Below are 17,320 nucleotides of genomic sequence, written 5' to 3' on the forward strand. Positions count from 1 at the left end.
ACTTGCCCTGAACCCTTCAGACGGCCGTCGCAGCCATTGAGACGGCCGCGACGTACGCTGCCGCAATGGGTATTGCGATCAAGGGCCGAGGTTCCACGTCCCACCATGCCGGGCGCTTTGAAAGCACCGTCAGCGAGGCGGTGGACGACGGCTGGGCGGTGGACGAGAGCGAGGAGTTCCTTGCCCCGCGCCTGCGCACCGAGGTGCGTGCCGAGACCGCGCGTAGCATCATCACCCGCAACATCTCGCCGGACGTCGGCTTCAGCCAGTCGGTAAATCCCTACCGCGGCTGCGAGCATGGATGTTCCTACTGCTTCGCGCGCCCCTCGCACGCCTATCTGAACCTGTCACCAGGCCTGGACTTCGAGACCAAGCTGTTCGCCAAGACCAATGCACCGCAACTGCTGCGCAAGGAGCTGTCGAAGCCGGGTTACGTGCCGCAGCCGATCGCGCTGGGCATCAACACCGATGCGTACCAGCCGATCGAGCGCAAGTTCAAGCTGACCCGCCAGCTGATCGAAGTGATGCTGGAAACCAAGCATCCGTTCTCGTTGATCACCAAGAACGCACTGGTCGAGCGCGATATTGATCTGCTTGCACCGCTGGCGGCGGAGAACCTGGTCAGCGTGCACTTCTCGGTGACCTCGCTGGACCCGCATCTTTCCGCAAAGCTGGAACCGCGCGCATCGGCGCCGCATGCACGGCTGCGCGCGATGAAGCGTCTGCATGAAGCGGGCATTCCGGTCGGTGTGATGGTGGCGCCGGTGATCCCATGGATCAACGACAGCGAGCTGGAGGCCGTGCTGGAGGCTGCGCACGACGCTGGCGCCAGTACCGCTGGTTACGTGCTGCTGCGCCTGCCGCTTGAAGTGGCGCCGTTGTTCCGCGACTGGCTGGACACCCATCATCCCGATCGTGCCGCGCATGTGATGAGCACCATCCAGCAGCTGCGCGGCGGCAAGGACTACGACAGCCAGTTCGGTACGCGCATGCGCGGCCAGGGCGTGTATGCCGATCTGTTGAACAACCGCTTCAAGCTGGCCCGCAAGCGGCTGGGTTTCAATGCGCAGAACAGCCATTGGCCGAAGCTGGACTGCAGCCGGTTCGTGAAGCCGCTGCCGCAGAAGAAGGATTCGCCGCAGGGAAGTCTGTTCTAGAAAGCTGGACCGCTGCCCGGCTTACCGGCAACAATCTGCGCTTGGACGGATGGCCGGCGAGCCAGGGAGGGATGCAGATGGATGACCCAGGATCCGTGACAGTGCGATGCCGTTCGCTTGACGACGAATCGGTTCGCACATGAAGCGCTCACATGCCTTCAGCTGTGGTGCGTTTCTGCTTTTCTGTGGTACCGATGCAGAGGCTGCCCGTGCGTTTGTGGTTGAAGACGCTGCCATGCGCGACCCCACCTGCCTTACGGTCGAGCCGCGCCAGCGGCTCTTCGCTTGTCACCAGATCGTTGCCGGGGACAGCCAAGTGATCGGGCTGAGACGATTCCGCTCGTCGTGGAGGACCGACCGTTCCACCTTCAGCAAGCTCACGATCCAGCTCCCCGCTGATGCGAAAGCAGGCGACCGGTTCTCTGTCCCAAATGATCGAGTACGGATGTTCCATAGCAGTGGGTCCAGCGCGTTTGCCGGAAAGACGGGCTGCTACGCAGTGCCGGTCGCAGGGCAGATTACCGTGGTTTCCGCAGGAGACTCCGGCATCGAGGTCCAGGTCGATGCAACGTTTCGCTCTGCAAGCCCACTGCAATGGCGCGGTGAATGTGACGCACCGACCGAGCTATCAGAGCGCCTGAAAGCCTCGCCCCTGCAGATGCACGACCTCAATGCATGGACGGGAGCATTTGATCCCGACGCATCCCCTTTCGATCAGGCACATCCTGCCAATCGCCCACGTGATTGAAGTCGAATCAACGGTGTCTGCATGATGAAACGCCTGCGTTTTCTTCCGGCCATCGCTCTCCTTTTCTCCCTTGCGACCCTGCAGGTTCAGGCCCGCGCCATCCACGAATGCATCGTCGTTCCGCAGGCGTCGATTGCCACTGATATGCCAGCCGACCTGGACGAGTTCGAGCAACATCTCTGGACGGCAAATACCGGTCAGTGGGTGAGCAAGGGCACGGACACACTGCTTCTGCTGCGGCTCTTCTCGGAGTCGCCGGGCGTGATCGATTCCCAGCAGTTCACCAAGATCACCGGCAGCCTGAAGCGATACTCGCCTTCGTCCGAAGGAATGCCGGAGGTAGTGGATGCGCGCTTGGCCAGTGGCGGTGCGGGCTTTGCGCACAAGGGAGACTATTGGTTGGCCGATTCCGTGAACGTCGAACTAGATCAGCCGCACGAGCGCGATGGTCGGATGGAAGTCAAAGTGACGGCTGTCGGTTGGAACAGTTATCGAAAGGAAGACCGTTCCTTCTATCTCCAGTTCACCTGTCAATTCAAGGAAATCCCCGTCGAGAAGCTCAGTGCCTGGCAAGGCGGCGACGGAAATCTCTGGCGAACCTTTGGGCCCACGAGATGACCAAGCGGCATCAATCTGTACACAGCAACTTCAAGTCGATGTATCCGGACCCGTGAGCACATGACATGAAGATCATCTACTGGCTGGGCATTGCGTTCCTGTGGATGCTTCCGTTGAACGTTCTACTGCTGACGGCCGGTAAGCTGATGTCAGGCGACGCGCTGGGAGAAGAAGAGCTCGTTGGTTTCGGTGTAGCGGTGTTCGGTGCCGCGGCAGGCGGGATTCTCTATCGCCGCCGCCCACGGTAGCGTCGAGCTTGTTCGACTTCGCTCCAGGTTCAGTCGAGCAAGCTCGACTCTACCGAGCAGGCGATATCGTCGGGCAGGCTCGGCGTTATCCCCCAAACAACTTCTGCGCACTCTGGAACAGGATCCAACTCGTCGCGATGAACTTGTCCCCACCCTCCGGGCGATTGCCACGATGGGTATGAGTGAACGCCGTCGGCGCAATCAGCAGGCTGCCGGTACGAGGCGCGATCTTGCGCCCTTGGAACAGGAACTCGGTCTCGCCTTCGTCAAAGTCGTCGTTGAGGTACAGCGTCCACAGCACGTGCCGGTGCAGGGTCTCGGCCTGCGCATCCTTCGGGTACAGCTCGCAGTGCCAGTACGGGTATCCGCCCTCGCCCGCCGCATACCACTGCAGGTTGATCGCACCCGGGCGCAGGCAGGTGCGGGCCAGATCGGCCAGCTGCTGCTGCGGCATGTCAGGGAAGTCCTCGGCAGACAGGCGTCGCGGTTGGCCGTTGCTGTCCTGGATCTGCAACATCAGCGGCGCAATCAACGCCTGTGGATAACGGCGTAGATAAGTCAGCAGGCCGTTGAACACCGCGATCTGCAGCTGCTGGTCGACATCCTGCCAGCCGTCCAGGCCACTGATGCGCAGATCCTTGCTGTGCTTGAGTTCCGGGAACACGCCACTGCCCACGGCACCGGGCTGCAGGCCACGCGTGGCGCGCAGGCGTTCAACGATGGCCGCGCAGACCTCGCTGGGGACGGCGTTGTGGATGACTTCGATGAAATCGACCGGGCCCTGCTCGTGCATGCGTGCATTCCTTAGGCGGCAACGGCTTGATGGTGCCGTTTGCCGCCCTCGGTGTCACCCCACGGTCATGTCATCGAACTGCCATGACCGCTGTCAGGCGATAGGCCCTCAGCCCTGTGCGTCGTCGTGCGCGTTGTGGTAGCGCACGGCTTCAGCCACTTCCTCGCGCGAGCCCAGGAACACCGGTACGCGCTGGTGCAGCTGGTCGGGCTGGATGTCGAGGATGCGCTCGCGGCCGGTCCAGGCGGCGCCGCCGGCCTGTTCGACCAGCAGGCCCATCGGGTTGGCTTCGTACATCAGGCGCAGCTTGCCGGCCTTGGACGGGTCCTTCTTGTCCCACGGATAGATGAAGATGCCGCCGCGGGTCAGGATGCGATGCACGTCGGCCACCATGCTGGCGATCCAGCGCATGTTGAAGTTCTTGCCGCGCGCGCCTTCCTTGCCCGCCAGCAGGTCGCCCACGTAGGCCTGCATCGGCGCTTCCCAGTGACGCTGGTTGGACATGTTGATGGCGAATTCCTGGGTGGCCGCCGGAATCTGCATGTTCTCGGTGGTCAGCACGAACTCGCCCTTCTCGCGATCGAGGGTGAAGGCGTGGGTACCGTGGCCGACGGTCAGCACCAGCTGGGTGCTGGGCCCGTAGATGCAGTAGCCGGCGGCGATCTGCTTGCTGCCCGGCTGCAGGAAGGCGTCGTCGCCCGGCAGTTCGACGTTGGTCGGGCAGCGCAGCACGGAGAAGATGGTGCCGACGGAGACGTTGACGTCGATGTTGGAGCTGCCATCGAGGGGATCGAACAGCAGCAGGAAATCGCCGCGCGGGTAGATGTCCGGCACCGGCTGGCTGTGGTCCATTTCTTCGGAGGCGCACGCGGCGAGGTGGCCACCCCAAGCGTTGGCTTCAAGCAGGATCTCGTTGCTGATCACATCCAGCTTCTTCTGCGCTTCGCCCTGCACGTTGCCGGTACCGGCGTCGCCGAGCACGCCACCGAGGGCGCCCTTGCTGACGGCGATGGAGATGCTGGTGCAGGCGCGGGCGACCACGGCGATCAGCTGGCGCAGGTCGGCATTGATGCGGCCGGCGTGCTGTTCCTGGATCAGGAAGCGGGTCAACGAAGTACGGGACATGGTCGGGCAGGTCTCGGCAGCGGGAAAACGCCTATTGTCGCCCGTATGGCGGGGCCGTGCGTGAGCGCGGGAAGGCGTAATCGTTTCCAGATGCGTTGCGCTGTCGGCGCCTTCCTTCATGGAGGCGCAGGGCGAGGCACACCGTGGCCAGGACCGTGAGGCGCATGGATGCGCCGACCGAGCCCCCATGGATGGGTTTACGGCGTGTCCTGGCCACGGTGTGCCTCGCCCTGCGCTTCAGGGTTCGCCGCGAGCGCGGAGGGTGTGGCAAAGGCAAAGCAGGAGCAAAAAACAAAGGCGCCTTTCGGCGCCTTTGTCTTCAAATCACTGGAGCGTTGTTTCAGCCCTTGGCGACGGTGGCCACGGCCTTGGCGACGTATTCCAGGTTGTTCTGGTTCAGCGCGGCCACGCAGATGCGGCCGGTGCCGACGGCGTAGATGCCGAACTCGTCGCGCAGGCGTTCGACCTGCTCACGGCTCAGGCCGGAGTAGGAGAACATGCCGGCCTGCTCGTTGATGAAACCGAACTGCGGGGCACCGGCAGCGGCCAGCTTCTCGACCAGGCCGTGGCGCAGGGCGTGGATGCGCTCGCGCATCTCGGTCAGCTCCTGCTCCCACATCGCGCGCAGTTCCGGGTTGGTCAGTACGCCGGCCACCAGCGCAGCACCGTGAGTGGACGGGCTGGAGTAGATGGTGCGGATCACGCGCTTGACCTGCGACTGCACGGCCTTGGCGTCAGCGGCGGTCGGCGCCACCATCGACAGCGCACCCACGCGTTCGCCATACAGCGAGAACGACTTGGAGTACGAGTTGGCGACGATGAAGCTGTCGATGCCGGCTTCGGCGATGATGCGCACGGCGGCGCCGTCCTGTTCGATGCCCTTGTCGAAGCCCTGGTAGGCCATGTCGATGAAGGGGAACAGCTGGCGGTCCTTCAGCAGCTGGGCGACCTGCTTCCACTGGGTGACCGTGAGGTCGGCACCGGTGGGGTTGTGGCAGCAGGCATGCAGCAGCACCACGGTGCCGGCTTCCAGCTTGCCCAGGTCGGCCAGCATGCCGTCGAAATCAACCCCATGGGTGGTCGGGTCGAAGTAGGTGTAGTCCAGCACCTCGAAACCGGCCGCGCTGAACACGGCGCGGTGGTTTTCCCAGCTCGGGTTGCTCAGCGCAACGGTGGCGTGTGGCAGCAGCTTCTTCAGCACGTCGGCGCCGACGCGCAGCGCACCGCTGCCACCGACGGTCTGTGCGGTGGTGACACGGCCGGCGGCCAGCAGCGGCGAGTCCTTGCCGAACACCAGCTCACGCGTGGCCTGCGTGTACGCCGGCAGGCCATCGATCGGCAGATAGCCGCGCGGTTTGGCTTCAGCGGCGAGCTGCTGCTCTATCTGCTTGACGGCGCGCAGCAGCGGAATGCGGCCGCTCTCGTCGTAGTAGATGCCCACACCCAGGTTGACCTTGGTCGGGCGGCTGTCGGCGTTGTACGCCTCGGTCAGGCCCAGGATCGGGTCGCCTGGGACCAGTTCCACGTTTGCAAAGAAGGACACGGCGGTACTCGTTCGGTAGACGGAAAGGGGGAGGAATTGCGCCACGCGGTTCGCGGCTTTTCGGCCGGAAACAGCCCATCGTAACAAAGCCTGCCGGGGCTGGCCGCCGCCATCGTCATCCGCGGCCCCGTACCATGGCGTGCGTTGCCGCCCGATCCATCAACCTGAATCATGAATCCTGCTGCACGACGCCATTGCCTGCCGCTGTCTGCCCTGCTGCTGTCGCCCTGGGCGGCCCTGGCCGAACCCGCGCCCACCGCCCTGCCCGCCGTGCAGGTACAGGCTGCACGCGTGCCGGGCATCGACCCGTTCGCGCTGCCGGCCAGCCAGGACACGGTCTGGATCGATGCCAGCCGCGCTGGCACCGGCGCGCAGCTGTCCGAGGCGCTGGCCGGGGTACCAGGGCTGCTGGCGCGCGACCGGCAGAACTTCGCCCAGGACACACAGCTGTCGATCCGTGGCTTCGGCGCGCGCTCGACCTTCGGGGTGCGCGGGGTGCGGGTGTTGATCGACGGGGTGCCCGCGACCATGCCCGATGGCCAGGGCCAGCTGTCGCATGCCAGCCTGTTGGGCGCCGAACGCATCGAGGTGCTGCGCGGGCCGTTCTCGGCGCTGTACGGCAATTCCTCCGGCGGCGTGCTGCAGGTCTGGAGCGCGCAGGGCCAGGCCGGCGACCCGTGGCGGTCGCGCGTGAATGCCGGCGCCGACAACACGCTCAGTGTCGGTGCGCAGCTGAAAGGTGCCGGCCAAGTGCTGGACTACAACATCGCCGCCAATCACTTCCGCACCGATGGCTGGCGGGACCATAGCCGTGCGCGCCGTGAATCGCTCAACGCACGCATCGGTGGTGCGCTGGGCGGTGGGCGGCTGGAGCTGTTGCTCAATGCGCTCGATGCCCCCGATGCACAGGATCCGCTGGGCCTGACCCGTGCCCAGGTGGCGGCTGATCCGCGCCAGGCCACGGCAGTTGCGCACCAGTACAACACCCGCAAATCGGTGCGCCAGCAGCAGGCTGGTCTGCGCTGGACCCGTGAAACGGGAGTGCAGCGCTGGCAGTTGATGGGCTATGCCGGGCAGCGCGCGGTACGCCAGTACCTGCCGATTCCGCCGACTGCGCAGGCCAATCCGCTGCATGCCGGCGGGGTGATCGATCTGGAGGGCGGCTACGGCGGACTGGACGCGCGCTGGGGGTGGCACGGCGATCTGGCCGGGCGACCGCTGGACCTGGTGGCCGGGCTCAGCGCCGACCGCCAGCGCCAGCATCGCACCGGCTACGAGAACTTCATCGGCAGCACGCTGGGCGTACGCGGGCGGCTGCGCAGAGACCAGATCGACACCGTGCAGAACGTCGATCAGTTCGCGCAGGCGTGGTGGCAGTGGAGTACACGCTGGTCATTGCTGGCTGGCCTGCGTCACAGCGCCGTGCGCTTCGAATCCGACGACCGCTACATCATCGGCCGCAACCCGGATGACAGCGGCCACCGGCGCTACCAGGCCACCACGCCAGTGGCAGGCGTCAGCTTCGAGGCCAGCCCGCAGTGGCGGCTGCACGCGGCCGTGGGGCGTGGTTTCGAGACCCCCACCTTCAACGAACTGGGTTATCGCGCTGACGGCCAGGCGGGATTGGCACTGGATCTGGCGGCCGCCCGCAGCCGCAATCTGGAGATTGGCAGCAAGTGGCATGCGCAAGGCGGAACCCAGCTCGATATCAGCCTGTTCCGCGCAGATACCGACGATGAGCTGGCCGTTGCCAGCAACACCGGAGGGCGCAGCACCTATCGCAACATCGGGCGCACCCGCCGCCAGGGCGTGGAACTGCAATACCGCCAGCCACTGGCCGAGCAGCTGGAACTGCAGCTGGCCTGGACCTGGCTGCAGGCTCAGGTGCGCTCGCCCTACCTGACCTCGAACAACACGGTCGCCGCAGGCAGCCGCCTGCCGGGCGTGCCTCGCCAACAGGCATTCGCACGCCTGCAGTGGAGCCCTGCCGATTGGCAGTGGGCGCTGGAGGCCACGGCCAGCAGCGATACCGTGGTCAACGACGTGGCCACCGAACGGGCGCCGGGCTTTGCCCTGTTGCACGTGGAGGGCGGACGCCGCTGGACCCTGCCCGGCGGTGAACTGCGTGCTTTCGCGCGGCTGGAGAACGTGCTGGACCAGGCCTACATCGGCTCGGTGATCGTCAACGATGGCAATGGCCGCTACTACGAGCCCGGGCCGGGACGGCGGGCCAGCGTGGGTGTGCAGTGGTCGTGGCGCTAGTGCGGGACCGCTGCGCTACCGTCAATCGGGGGCCTTGGCCGGGACGAATGGCGAGGTCGGGTCGCTGGCCGGGAAGGTCTCCTCCAGCGCCTCGTCCTGGTTGTCGCTGGCGCGCTGCTTGCGCTCGCGGCGCTTGAGCGGGCTCTCCTGGCCACCGCGATGGCGGTCACCGCCATCCTTGCGGTCCTGGGCGGCCTGTTCAGCCACATGTCTCACCGGCAGATGGTCGTCACCGTGCTCGGCGTCGAAGAACGGCGCACCGGTGCCGCGGTAGTCGGCGTTGTCGGCATCGCGCTTGCCGCGCTGCTCGCCGGGAAGGGGCGGGTGGTTTTCCCGCAGCGGGTCTCGTGAGGTCTCTCGGCTCATGGTCTGGTACCTGCACTCGGGGGCTCCCACTACACCGCCCTGCAGGTAAAGCCGCTGCGAACCTGGCGTCATGAACATCTCGCTCACCCCCCGGTAACGGCACCGCGCGTATTCCTGCCCACCCGCCCCCGCTGCAGGAGCCGGCCATGCCCCGTCTTGAACGACCCGCACCGTCCGTGTTCAACGCCCTGCTCGATCCGCTTGGCCAGCGCACCGCGCAGCGCCGCACGCGCCGCCAGGAAGATCCGCAGGCGGTGGCACAGGATTACCTGCAGTACATGCTCTGCGACTACGAGGAGAGGCGTGGCCAGAGCCACCGCAACTGGCGTGATCTGTGCCCGGTGTATGCCTTCGCGCTGACCACCCATGCCGCGGATTGGCCACGTGGTGATGCCGCCGATACCTGCGAGGAATTGGCCGAGCACTGGGAGCAGATGCGCGGGCAGTCGCGGTTGAGCTGGTCGCAGGCGCGGCCGGTGGTGGAGGACGCCTGGCGCGCACTGGACCATATTCCGGCGGCGGCGGTGAGGCCGTTGCTGCAGTAGTGGCGGGCACTTGAAGCAGCCGAGCGTGGGCTCGGCTCTACAGCCAAGTGGCCGCGCTACCTGACGTGCACGGCACGGACACGGCTGGTTTACACCCTCCGGCCCACGCTGGGCACCCTGCCCCGCCAAAGGTGCGCCCATGGCCCGCCCGATCTGGACCGGCACGCTGTCGTTTGGCCTGCTCAATGTGCCGGTGTCACTGATGTCCGGCGAACGCAAGGTCGATCTGCAGTTCCGCATGCTCGACTCCCGCGATCGCAAGCCGATCCGTTTCGAACGGGTCAACGCCGACACCGGCGAGGAAGTGCCCTGGAAGGACATCGTCAAAGCCTATGAGTACGACAAGGGCAGCTACGTCGTGCTGGAGGAAGGTGATATCCGGTCGGCCGCGCCGGAAAGCCACGAAGCGGTGGAGGTGGAATCGTTCGTGGATGCGGCGCAGATCGACCCGCGCTACTACGAGAAACCCTATCTGCTGGTACCCGGCAAGAAGGCCGAAAAGGGCTACGTGCTGCTGCGCGAGACATTGCGCAGTACCGGCAAGGTGGGCATCGCACGGGTAGTGGTGCGCACACGGGAATACCTGTGTGCGGTGATGCCACAGCAGGACGCGCTGGTGCTGATGATCCTGCGCTATCCGCAGGAACTGGTGGATCCCGAGGATTACAAGCTGCCCACCGGGAAGCTGGCCGACTACCGCATCACCAGCAAGGAAACGGCGATGGCCGAACAGTTGATCGAGTCGATGGCCGGCGACTGGGATCCGTCGCAGTACCACGATGAATTCCGCGAGCGCCTGCAGCAGGTGCTGAACAAGCGCATCAAGTCCAAGGGCGGCACCACGCGGGTGGACGATGAGCCGGCACCGCGCGAGGACGCCAGTACCAACGTGGTCGATTTCATGGCACTGCTGCAGAAGAGCCTGGACGCGAACACGCGCACGCCGGCGAAGAAGACAGCGACGCGCAAGGCACCGGCGAAGAAGGCTGCGAAGAAGACCGCCAAAAAGGCCGTGAAGAAAACCACCCGGCGCAAGGTAGGTTGAACCATGTCGCTGCACCAGTACCGGCGCAAACGCCGACTTGGCGGTGGCGCCGGGCAGACACCGGAGCCTGACGACACGCGCGTCCGCGGTGATCCGAAGCGGCGGCCGACCTTCGTCATCCAGCTGCACCATGCCAGCTCGCGCCACTACGACTTCCGCCTTGAGATGGACGGCGTGCTGAAGAGCTGGGCGGTGCCGAAAGGTCCTTCGCTTCGCGTCGGTGAGAAGCGGCTGGCCGTGGAAGTGGAAGATCACCCGCTGTCCTACGCCACTTTCGAGGGAGACATTCCCGAAGGTCACTACGGCGCGGGCCACGTCGAGGTGTTTGATCAGGGAACCTGGGCCTGCGAAGGTGATCCGCTGCAGGCGCTAGCGGCAGGAAAGATCGACTTCGTGCTGCATGGGCAACGCCTGGCCGGTGGCTGGAAGCTGGTGCGCACCGCGATGAAAGGACGCCAGGTGCAATGGCTGCTGATCAAGCGCGACGATGGTGAAGCGCGCGACGCCGAGGCGGATGACCTGCTGACGGCACCGATGCCGAAACGAGCACCTGCGGCGAAGAAGGGTTCCGCAGGGAAGGCGGTGCGCTCGGTCCCCGCCGCACGGACGACCACACGCAAGGCCGATGCGCGCTGGCATGCATGCGCACTGCAGCTGCACGGCGCACGTGATACGCCCTATCCCCGCGGGTTCAAACCGCAGTTGACCGATCATCGCGACAGTGCCCCGGACGGCGAGCGCTGGCTGCATGAGATCAAATGGGATGGCTATCGGCTGATGGCCGACCTGCACGATGGCGAGGTGAAACTCCGCTCGCGCAACGGCCTGGACTGGACGGCCGATTTTCCCGAGGTCGTGCAGGCCGTGCGGGCGCTGCCGGTGCGTGATGCGCGACTGGACGGTGAGCTGGTGGTGCTGGACAAGGAAGGACGCAGTGACTTCGCCGCGTTGCAGCGCGTGATCGACGGCAGTTCGAAACAACCACTGCGCTACATCGTGTTCGATCTTCCGGGTGTGGCCGGCGTGGACATCAGTCGTGCACCGCTGGTGGAGCGCAAGGCGCTGCTGAAGGACCTCATCGGGCCAGCGCCCGGCACCCTGGCCTTCAGCGAACACGTGATCGACCATGGGCCGCAGGTATTCGATGCCAGCGGCGAGGCCGGCTTTGAAGGCATCGTCAGCAAGCAGGTGGATGCGCCGTACGTGAATACCCGCGCGCGCAGCTGGGTGAAGGTGAAGCACGAAGACACCGACGAGTTCGTGATTGTCGGCTACACGGCACCCAAGGGTTCCCGGGTGGGATTCGGTTCGCTGCTTCTGGCCACGCCGGACAAGGCTGGCCTGCGCTATGTCGGCCGCGTTGGCACCGGCTTCGACGATGAAAGCCTGCGCGCGCTGCTCAAGGCACTGCGGCCGTTGGCAGTGAAGACGCCCGTGCTGCAGCTGCCGGTGCATGTGCCGTTCCGCGCTGCCAGCGTAAGCTGGGTGAAGCCGGTGGCAGTCGCCGAGGTCGCCTTCCGTGGCTGGGGCAAGGAAGGCCTGCTGCGCCAGGCCAGTTTCAAGCGGCTGCGCAGCGACAAGCAGAAGGAGGACCTGGGAATGAGCACCGCAGATGCCGAAGCCGGAGGTGAGGTCCAGATCACTCATCCGGAGCGGGTGGTGTTTCCAAAGCAGAAACTGCGCAAGGGCGACGTGGCCGACTACTACCAGCGCATGGCGCGCTGGATCCTGCCCGAAATCGCCGGACGTCCACTGTCACTGCTGCGCTGCCCGGACGGCGTGGGCAAGGCTTGTTTCTTCCAGAAGCACCATGGTCCCGGCCTGGGCGATGCGGTACATGCGGTGCCCCTGCAGCAGAAGAGCGGCCGCGAGGATTACGTCTACATCGACGACACGCGCGGCCTGCTGCAGCTGGTGCAGATGAACACTCTGGAGCTGCATCCCTGGGGCGCGACCGTGGCCGATCCCGAACATCCGGATCGCCTGGTGTTCGATCTCGACCCCGGCGAAGGCGTCAGCTGGGCACAGGTGAAAGCCGGTGCACGCGATGTGCGTGACCGCCTGCAGCAGGTGGGCCTGATGAGCTTCGTACGCCTGTCCGGTGGCAAGGGCCTGCACGTGGTGGTGCCGCTGCAGCCCAAGGCAGGCTGGGACGAGGCGAAGGCGTTCTGCGAGGCGTTCGCGCAGGCAATGGCGCTGGAGCAGCCTGATCGCTACGTGGCGACGATGAGCAAGGCCAAGCGCGGCGGGGTGATCTTCATCGACTGGCTGCGCAACACCCGCGGCGCCACCAGCGTGTGCTCGTGGTCGCTGCGCGCGCGCGATGCTGCCGGCGTGGCGGTGCCGCTGCGCTGGGAAGAGCTTGCACGCGTCAGTGCGGCCGACGCGTTTCCGATGGCCAAGGCGCTGGCGCGGGCGAAGCGGCTGAAGGGAAACCCGTGGCACGGCATCGAGCGCTTGAAGCAGACGTTGCCGCGCATGGACCTGTAGAGCCGAGCCCATGCTCGGCTTTCATGCACATAGACACAGGCCGCCGAGCATGGGCTCGGCTCTACAGGGGCGGCGTTACCTTGCGTCGCGCGACGCGCGGCGGCCGAACCACCAGCCGATCAGCAGCTGCAACGGCAGCGACGCCAGCAGCGAAATGACGAACCAGAGCGGGAAATCCGCGCCTGCGGTCCACACCGCGTAGCCGCAGCCCAGTGCGATCAACGACCAGATCGAAAAACCATGCGAGCGCGGCCAGCAGGGCGCGTAGTAGGTGGCGAAGGAAATGCCGGCGATGCCACCGAGCACGCTGAAGGCCAGATCCCACCCCAGCTGCACGCTGTTGTTGTCCGGCGACATGCCCACCAGCGGCGGCAGCCAGCTGGCGACGCTGCTGACCAGCGCAAGCGACAGCACGCCGCCGATCAGGGCGACGAAGGACAGGAACAGGGTCTTGAGCAGGCCGGGCATGCGCGCATTGTACGGCTGTGCGGCGTGCCTGGGGTTTGCCGGCCTGCGGCCGGTACTACCGATGGATCGGCATGGCCGCCGCGTCCGTGGGAGAGGGGGACGGAGCGACGGCGGCCATGCACAGGCGGTCAGGCGGCGAAGTCGAGCACCACGCGGCCTTCGATGGTGCCCGCGTGCATGCGCGCGAACACCTCGTTGATGTTTTCCAAGCGGTCGGTACTGACTGTGGCGGCGACCTTGCCCTCGGCGGCGAACTGCAACGACTCCTGCAGGTCCAGCCGGGTGCCGACGATCGAGCCCCGCACGGTGATGCCGTTGAGCACCATGCCGAAGATGTCCAGCGGGAAGTTGCCCGGCGGCAGACCGTTGAGCGAAACGGTACCGCCACGGCGGACCATGCCCAGTGCCTGCTCGAACGCCTTCGGCGACACCGCCGTGACCAGGGCGCCGTGCGCGCCGCCGATTTCCTTCTTCAGGAAGGCAGCGGGGTCGGTGGTGCGCGCGTTGACGGTGATCTGCGCGCCGAGCTGCCGGGCCAACGCCAGCTTGTTGTCGTCCACGTCCACCGCCGCCACGTTCAGGCCCATTGCGCGGGCGTACTGCACGGCCATGTGGCCCAGGCCGCCGATGCCGGAAATCACCACCCAGTCCCCTGGCTTGGTGTCGGTCACCTTCAGGCCCTTGTAGACGGTCACGCCGGCGCACAGCACCGGCGCGATTTCGACAAAGCCCACTTCCTTCGGAAGCAGGCCGACATAGTTGGCATCGGCCAGTGCGTACTCGGCGAAGCCGCCGTTGACCGAGTAGCCGGTGTTGCGCTGCGTCTCGCACAGCGTTTCCCAGCCGCCCAGGCAGTGTTCGCAATGGCCACACGCCGAGTACAACCAGGGGATGCCGACCCTGTCGCCTTCCTTGACGTGCCCTACCCCGCCTCCCACGGCCACGATGTGCCCCACGCCCTCGTGACCGGGGATGAACGGCGGGTTCGGTTTCACCGGCCAGTCGCCCTCGGCGGCGTGCAGGTCGGTGTGGCAGACGCCACAGGCCTCGATCTTGACCAGTACTTCGCCCGCCCCCGGGCGCGGTACCTGGACTTCCTCGATCACCAGTGGCTTGCCGAACTCACGCACGACAGCGGCCTTCATGGTCGAATTCATGTTCGGATCTCCGTAGTGCGCTTGCCCACAGAATGACGCCGGCTCGAGGCCGGCGCTTTGATCACGATCAAACCTTTGACGATTCGTGCAGCGGGTTCAGCTGGCCAGCACCGACGCCTCGCGGGCGAGGCGCTCGATGGCGTCCCAGTCACGGGTCTGCAGCAGTGCCGGCGTGGTCAGCCACGAGCCGCCCACGCACAGCACGTTGGGCAGGTGCAGGAACTGCGGCGCAGTCTGCGCGCTGATGCCGCCGGTCGGGCAGAAGCGCACATCGGCGAACGGGCCGTACCAGGCCGCCAGCAGTGCGGCGCCACCGGCCTGCACCGCCGGGAAGAACTTGAAGGTGTCGTGGCCGTGCTCCAGGCCCAGGATCAGGTCCGAGGCGGTGGCGGCACCGGGCAGGTATGGCAGGTCGGCATCGCGCGCGGCCGCATACAGCGCCGGCGTGGCGCCCGGGGAAACGGCAAAGCGCGCACCGGCCTGCTTCGCCGCCTGCATCTGTGCGGCGTTGAGCACGGTGCCGGCGCCGATCACCGCATCGGGCACGGCCTCGACCATGGCCTTGATCGCATCCAGTGCCTGCGGCGTGCGCAGCGTCACTTCGATCACCGGCAGGCCGCCGCGGAACAGCGCCTGGGCCACTTCGACCGCTTCATTCACATCTTCGGGGGTGTACACCGGAATCACCGGTGCAAGCTTCAACAGCGCGCGCAGGCGCGGATCAGCGCTGGACATGGCCTTGCTCCTTGCCCGACGGGGCATCGCGGATCGCCGCCGGGTCCGGCAGCGCAGCGGCGCATGATGCCACGTGGCTCACGAAGGTGCTGGCGGCGCACCGCCCTGCCCCCGGTTCAGGCCGGGTCGGCCTGCAATGCCTGGATGCGGCGCTGGTACCAGTCACCACCGAGCGGATCGAACACCGCCGAGCGCTCCATCTGCGCCTCGTACACGTGTACCGAGATCGCCAGTGCGTCATCGCTGGCGTTGCGCAGGGTGTGGTACTCGTGCGGCGGAATCAGGCTGCCGGCACTGCCGCAGCCCCCGCGCAGCACGGCATGGCGACGGAAGCGCCAGCGCTCGCCGGCACACTCCAGCAGTTCATACCGGGTGATCTCCAGCTCGCCTGACCACACTCCCTCCACACACCACATGGCATCGTGGTCGTGCAGCGGCGTGCCCTGCCCTGGGCCCCAGCTCATGGCAATCACGCTGTAGCCGTGTTCGCGGCTGTGGTACAGCGGGCGTCGCGCGTAATGATCACTGACCGGACGGTGCACGCACTCGGGCAACTCGATGCGGCTGTCCGCGATGGCTTCCTGCAGCGCAAGCTGCAGGTCGGCGGTGATGCGCTCGGCATCACCGGAGGTCATCGCCGCGTCGACTGCGGCGATCAACCGATCGCGGCCACGGAACGCCGGAAACGGAGAGGTCTGCAGGTCCATGCCCCGACTGTAGCGGAGCCTGGTTAAGGGAATGTTGGCGTTCGCGCGCGTCGCGCCCGCATTCAAGGTGAACACGCGCGGAAGAACGGTTCAGATGCATAGGCAGTAGAGCGATCACAATGGAACCTCGCGCAGCAGAACGTGTCGAACACGACACGATTCAGATCCTCTGCGACATTCCGCAACTTCGCGCCCCACGGGCGCAAGGCTAGAATTCTCCGACTTACCTGGTTCTATACATGTCAGTGCGAATTATTAGCGATGCCGCGTTGCTGGCATCGAAGGGCAAGGCTGCCACGATCAACGACATCGCACGACTGTCGGGAGTTTCCAAGAAAACGGTTTCAAGAATCATCAACAACTCGCCGCTGGTGCGCAAAGACACCCGCGACAAGGTCGAGGCGTTGATGCGCGAGGTCGGTTACGTGCCCGACCCCCTGGCACGCGGTCTCGCGTTCCGCCGCTCCTTCCTGATCGGCCTGGTGTATGACGACCCGGGCGCCCAATGCATCGTCGACCTGCAGCACGGCGCGCTGGAAGCGCTGCGCGGCACCGGTTATGAGCTGGTCGTGCATCCCTGCGACAGCCAGTCTCCGGACTGCGCGCACGGCGTGCGCCGCTTCGTGCAGCAGCAGAAGCTGCATGGCGTGATCCTGGGCCCGCGTGCCTCCGAGTCGACAGCGTTGACGGAGATGCTCGACGGCATCGAATGCCGCTACGTCCGCATCAACGCGCATGTGTCGGATGACGAGGCACAGGCCGTGGTCACCCACGATCGCGACGGTGCAGCCGCGGCAGCGGGCTACCTGCTCTCGCTCGGCCACCGCGACATCGCGGTGATTGCCGGTCCGGGCGACCGCCGTACCGCACGCGAGCGCACCCATGGCTTCCTCGACCGGTTGGCCCAGGTGGGCCTGACCCTGCCGGGTGAGCGGGTGCTGGAAGCGGGCGACACCTTCGAGTCCGGCGTGCATGCCGCAGAGCGACTGCTGATGGGCGGACAACGCCCCAGTGCGATCTTTGCCGGCAACGATGAAATGGCTGCCGGCGTGTACCAGGTGGCATTGCGTGCGGGCATCGCGGTGCCGCAGCAGTTGTCGATCGTCAGCTACGACGACAGCCCGCTGGCGTCGCGGCTGTGGCCGCCGCTGACCTCGGTGCGTCGCCATGTGTCCGATATCGGCCGCGTGGCTGCGGCGATGCTGGTGCAGGCCGACGTGCCGGATGCGCCGACCGCAACCAGCGTGCATCCGCAATTGATGGTGCGCGGTTCCTGCCGGGCCGTGGACGCCTGACTGCCCTGCCCTCGCCTG

17 protein-coding genes are annotated in these 17,320 nt (G+C 66.0%); 9 read left to right on the forward strand and 8 right to left on the reverse strand.

The window, feature by feature from the left end:
* Nucleotides 1–65: 65 nt before the first annotated feature.
* From ACW5IY_RS00075 to ACW5IY_RS00090, 4 genes are all read left to right on the forward strand, one after another.
* Nucleotides 66–1,157 (forward strand): PA0069 family radical SAM protein, encoded by a 1,092-nt coding sequence (locus ACW5IY_RS00075; RefSeq protein ID WP_049436131.1) that lies wholly within the window; start codon nt 66–68, stop codon nt 1,155–1,157.
* A gap of 139 nt (nt 1,158–1,296) precedes the next feature.
* Nucleotides 1,297–1,905 (forward strand): hypothetical protein, encoded by a 609-nt coding sequence (locus ACW5IY_RS00080; protein ID WP_152906257.1) that lies wholly within the window; start codon nt 1,297–1,299, stop codon nt 1,903–1,905.
* A 24-nt stretch (nt 1,906–1,929) separates the two neighbouring features.
* The gene (locus ACW5IY_RS00085) at nt 1,930–2,523 is read left to right on the forward strand and encodes a hypothetical protein (RefSeq protein WP_049436220.1); all 594 of its coding nucleotides are present in this window, start codon (nt 1,930–1,932) and stop codon (nt 2,521–2,523) included.
* Nucleotides 2,524–2,588: 65 nt separating this feature from the next.
* Nucleotides 2,589–2,771, forward strand: coding sequence for a hypothetical protein (locus ACW5IY_RS00090; protein WP_049436221.1), 183 nt, complete (start codon nt 2,589–2,591; stop codon nt 2,769–2,771).
* An 85-nt stretch (nt 2,772–2,856) separates the two neighbouring features.
* On the opposite strand, the gene ACW5IY_RS00095 is transcribed toward ACW5IY_RS00090, so the two are convergent.
* From ACW5IY_RS00095 to ACW5IY_RS00105, 3 genes are all read right to left on the reverse strand, one after another.
* Complete coding sequence (locus ACW5IY_RS00095; RefSeq protein WP_049436132.1) at nt 2,857–3,564, reverse strand: 2OG-Fe(II) oxygenase; 708 nt, start codon at nt 3,562–3,564, stop codon at nt 2,857–2,859.
* A gap of 108 nt (nt 3,565–3,672) precedes the next feature.
* Nucleotides 3,673–4,689, reverse strand: a complete 1,017-nt coding sequence (locus ACW5IY_RS00100) for a class 1 fructose-bisphosphatase (protein WP_049436134.1) — start codon at nt 4,687–4,689, stop codon at nt 3,673–3,675.
* A gap of 340 nt (nt 4,690–5,029) precedes the next feature.
* Nucleotides 5,030–6,232: an amino acid aminotransferase gene (locus ACW5IY_RS00105; protein ID WP_049436135.1), complete on the reverse strand. Its 1,203-nt coding sequence runs from the start codon at nt 6,230–6,232 to the stop codon at nt 5,030–5,032.
* A 171-nt stretch (nt 6,233–6,403) separates the two neighbouring features.
* Here ACW5IY_RS00105 and ACW5IY_RS00110 point away from each other — a divergent pair, with 171 nt between their 5' ends.
* Nucleotides 6,404–8,494, forward strand: coding sequence for a TonB-dependent receptor family protein (locus ACW5IY_RS00110; protein ID WP_049436136.1), 2,091 nt, complete (start codon nt 6,404–6,406; stop codon nt 8,492–8,494).
* A gap of 21 nt (nt 8,495–8,515) precedes the next feature.
* On the opposite strand, the gene ACW5IY_RS00115 is transcribed toward ACW5IY_RS00110, so the two are convergent.
* Complete coding sequence (locus ACW5IY_RS00115; protein ID WP_019338572.1) at nt 8,516–8,860, reverse strand: hypothetical protein; 345 nt, start codon at nt 8,858–8,860, stop codon at nt 8,516–8,518.
* Between the two features lie 146 nt (nt 8,861–9,006).
* Between ACW5IY_RS00115 and ACW5IY_RS00120 the strand changes: the two genes are divergently transcribed.
* The 3 genes from ACW5IY_RS00120 to ligD all read left to right on the forward strand — a co-directional run bounded on the left by ACW5IY_RS00120 (nt 9,007) and on the right by ligD (nt 12,940).
* On the forward strand, nt 9,007–9,405 hold the full coding sequence (locus ACW5IY_RS00120; RefSeq protein ID WP_049436138.1) for a hypothetical protein: 399 nt from the start codon (nt 9,007–9,009) through the stop codon (nt 9,403–9,405).
* A 139-nt stretch (nt 9,406–9,544) separates the two neighbouring features.
* Nucleotides 9,545–10,450, forward strand: a complete 906-nt coding sequence (gene ku, locus ACW5IY_RS00125; protein WP_049436140.1) for a non-homologous end joining protein Ku — start codon at nt 9,545–9,547, stop codon at nt 10,448–10,450.
* A 3-nt stretch (nt 10,451–10,453) separates the two neighbouring features.
* Nucleotides 10,454–12,940, forward strand: a complete 2,487-nt coding sequence (gene ligD, locus ACW5IY_RS00130) for a DNA ligase D (RefSeq protein WP_049436143.1) — start codon at nt 10,454–10,456, stop codon at nt 12,938–12,940.
* A gap of 75 nt (nt 12,941–13,015) precedes the next feature.
* Here the strand turns inward: ligD and ACW5IY_RS00135 are convergent, their stop codons facing one another.
* The 4 genes from ACW5IY_RS00135 to ACW5IY_RS00150 form a co-directional block, all read right to left on the reverse strand.
* Entirely contained in the window at nt 13,016–13,408 is a 393-nt protein-coding gene (locus ACW5IY_RS00135; RefSeq protein ID WP_049436144.1) for a hypothetical protein, read from the reverse strand.
* A gap of 128 nt (nt 13,409–13,536) precedes the next feature.
* On the reverse strand, nt 13,537–14,565 hold the full coding sequence (adhP, locus tag ACW5IY_RS00140) for an alcohol dehydrogenase AdhP (protein ID WP_049436145.1): 1,029 nt from the start codon (nt 14,563–14,565) through the stop codon (nt 13,537–13,539).
* A 96-nt stretch (nt 14,566–14,661) separates the two neighbouring features.
* Nucleotides 14,662–15,300, reverse strand: coding sequence for a bifunctional 4-hydroxy-2-oxoglutarate aldolase/2-dehydro-3-deoxy-phosphogluconate aldolase (eda, locus tag ACW5IY_RS00145; protein WP_049436146.1), 639 nt, complete (start codon nt 15,298–15,300; stop codon nt 14,662–14,664).
* A gap of 116 nt (nt 15,301–15,416) precedes the next feature.
* Complete coding sequence (locus tag ACW5IY_RS00150) at nt 15,417–16,007, reverse strand: cysteine dioxygenase family protein (RefSeq protein ID WP_049436148.1); 591 nt, start codon at nt 16,005–16,007, stop codon at nt 15,417–15,419.
* 239 nt (nt 16,008–16,246) lie between these two features.
* On the opposite strand from ACW5IY_RS00150, the gene ACW5IY_RS00155 reads away from it, so the two are divergent.
* A complete protein-coding gene (locus ACW5IY_RS00155) occupies nt 16,247–17,302 on the forward strand; it encodes a LacI family DNA-binding transcriptional regulator (RefSeq protein ID WP_049436150.1) in 1,056 nt (351 codons plus the stop codon).
* Nucleotides 17,303–17,320: the final 18 nt, after the last annotated feature.

This window comes from Stenotrophomonas sp. C-A, assembly GCF_054030835.1.

What these genes read in the sequence shown, in the direction of transcription:
- eda (WP_049436146.1), bottom strand. Translation starts at nt 15,300, where the DNA reads ATGTCCAGCGCTGATCCGCGCCTGCGCGCGCTGTTGAAGCTTGCACCG.
- ACW5IY_RS00110 (WP_049436136.1), top strand. Translation starts at nt 6,404, where the DNA reads ATGAATCCTGCTGCACGACGCCATTGCCTGCCGCTGTCTGCCCTGCTG.
- ACW5IY_RS00090 (WP_049436221.1), top strand. Translation starts at nt 2,589, where the DNA reads ATGAAGATCATCTACTGGCTGGGCATTGCGTTCCTGTGGATGCTTCCG.
- ACW5IY_RS00080 (WP_152906257.1), top strand. Translation starts at nt 1,297, where the DNA reads ATGAAGCGCTCACATGCCTTCAGCTGTGGTGCGTTTCTGCTTTTCTGT.
- ACW5IY_RS00150 (WP_049436148.1), bottom strand. Translation starts at nt 16,007, where the DNA reads ATGGACCTGCAGACCTCTCCGTTTCCGGCGTTCCGTGGCCGCGATCGG.
- ACW5IY_RS00120 (WP_049436138.1), top strand. Translation starts at nt 9,007, where the DNA reads ATGCCCCGTCTTGAACGACCCGCACCGTCCGTGTTCAACGCCCTGCTC.
- ACW5IY_RS00085 (WP_049436220.1), top strand. Translation starts at nt 1,930, where the DNA reads ATGAAACGCCTGCGTTTTCTTCCGGCCATCGCTCTCCTTTTCTCCCTT.
- ACW5IY_RS00135 (WP_049436144.1), bottom strand. Translation starts at nt 13,408, where the DNA reads ATGCCCGGCCTGCTCAAGACCCTGTTCCTGTCCTTCGTCGCCCTGATC.
- ACW5IY_RS00100 (WP_049436134.1), bottom strand. Translation starts at nt 4,689, where the DNA reads ATGTCCCGTACTTCGTTGACCCGCTTCCTGATCCAGGAACAGCACGCC.
- ligD (WP_049436143.1), top strand. Translation starts at nt 10,454, where the DNA reads ATGTCGCTGCACCAGTACCGGCGCAAACGCCGACTTGGCGGTGGCGCC.
- ACW5IY_RS00095 (WP_049436132.1), bottom strand. Translation starts at nt 3,564, where the DNA reads ATGCACGAGCAGGGCCCGGTCGATTTCATCGAAGTCATCCACAACGCC.
- ACW5IY_RS00115 (WP_019338572.1), bottom strand. Translation starts at nt 8,860, where the DNA reads ATGAGCCGAGAGACCTCACGAGACCCGCTGCGGGAAAACCACCCGCCC.
- ACW5IY_RS00075 (WP_049436131.1), top strand. Translation starts at nt 66, where the DNA reads ATGGGTATTGCGATCAAGGGCCGAGGTTCCACGTCCCACCATGCCGGG.
- ku (WP_049436140.1), top strand. Translation starts at nt 9,545, where the DNA reads ATGGCCCGCCCGATCTGGACCGGCACGCTGTCGTTTGGCCTGCTCAAT.
- ACW5IY_RS00155 (WP_049436150.1), top strand. Translation starts at nt 16,247, where the DNA reads ATGTCAGTGCGAATTATTAGCGATGCCGCGTTGCTGGCATCGAAGGGC.
- adhP (WP_049436145.1), bottom strand. Translation starts at nt 14,565, where the DNA reads ATGAATTCGACCATGAAGGCCGCTGTCGTGCGTGAGTTCGGCAAGCCA.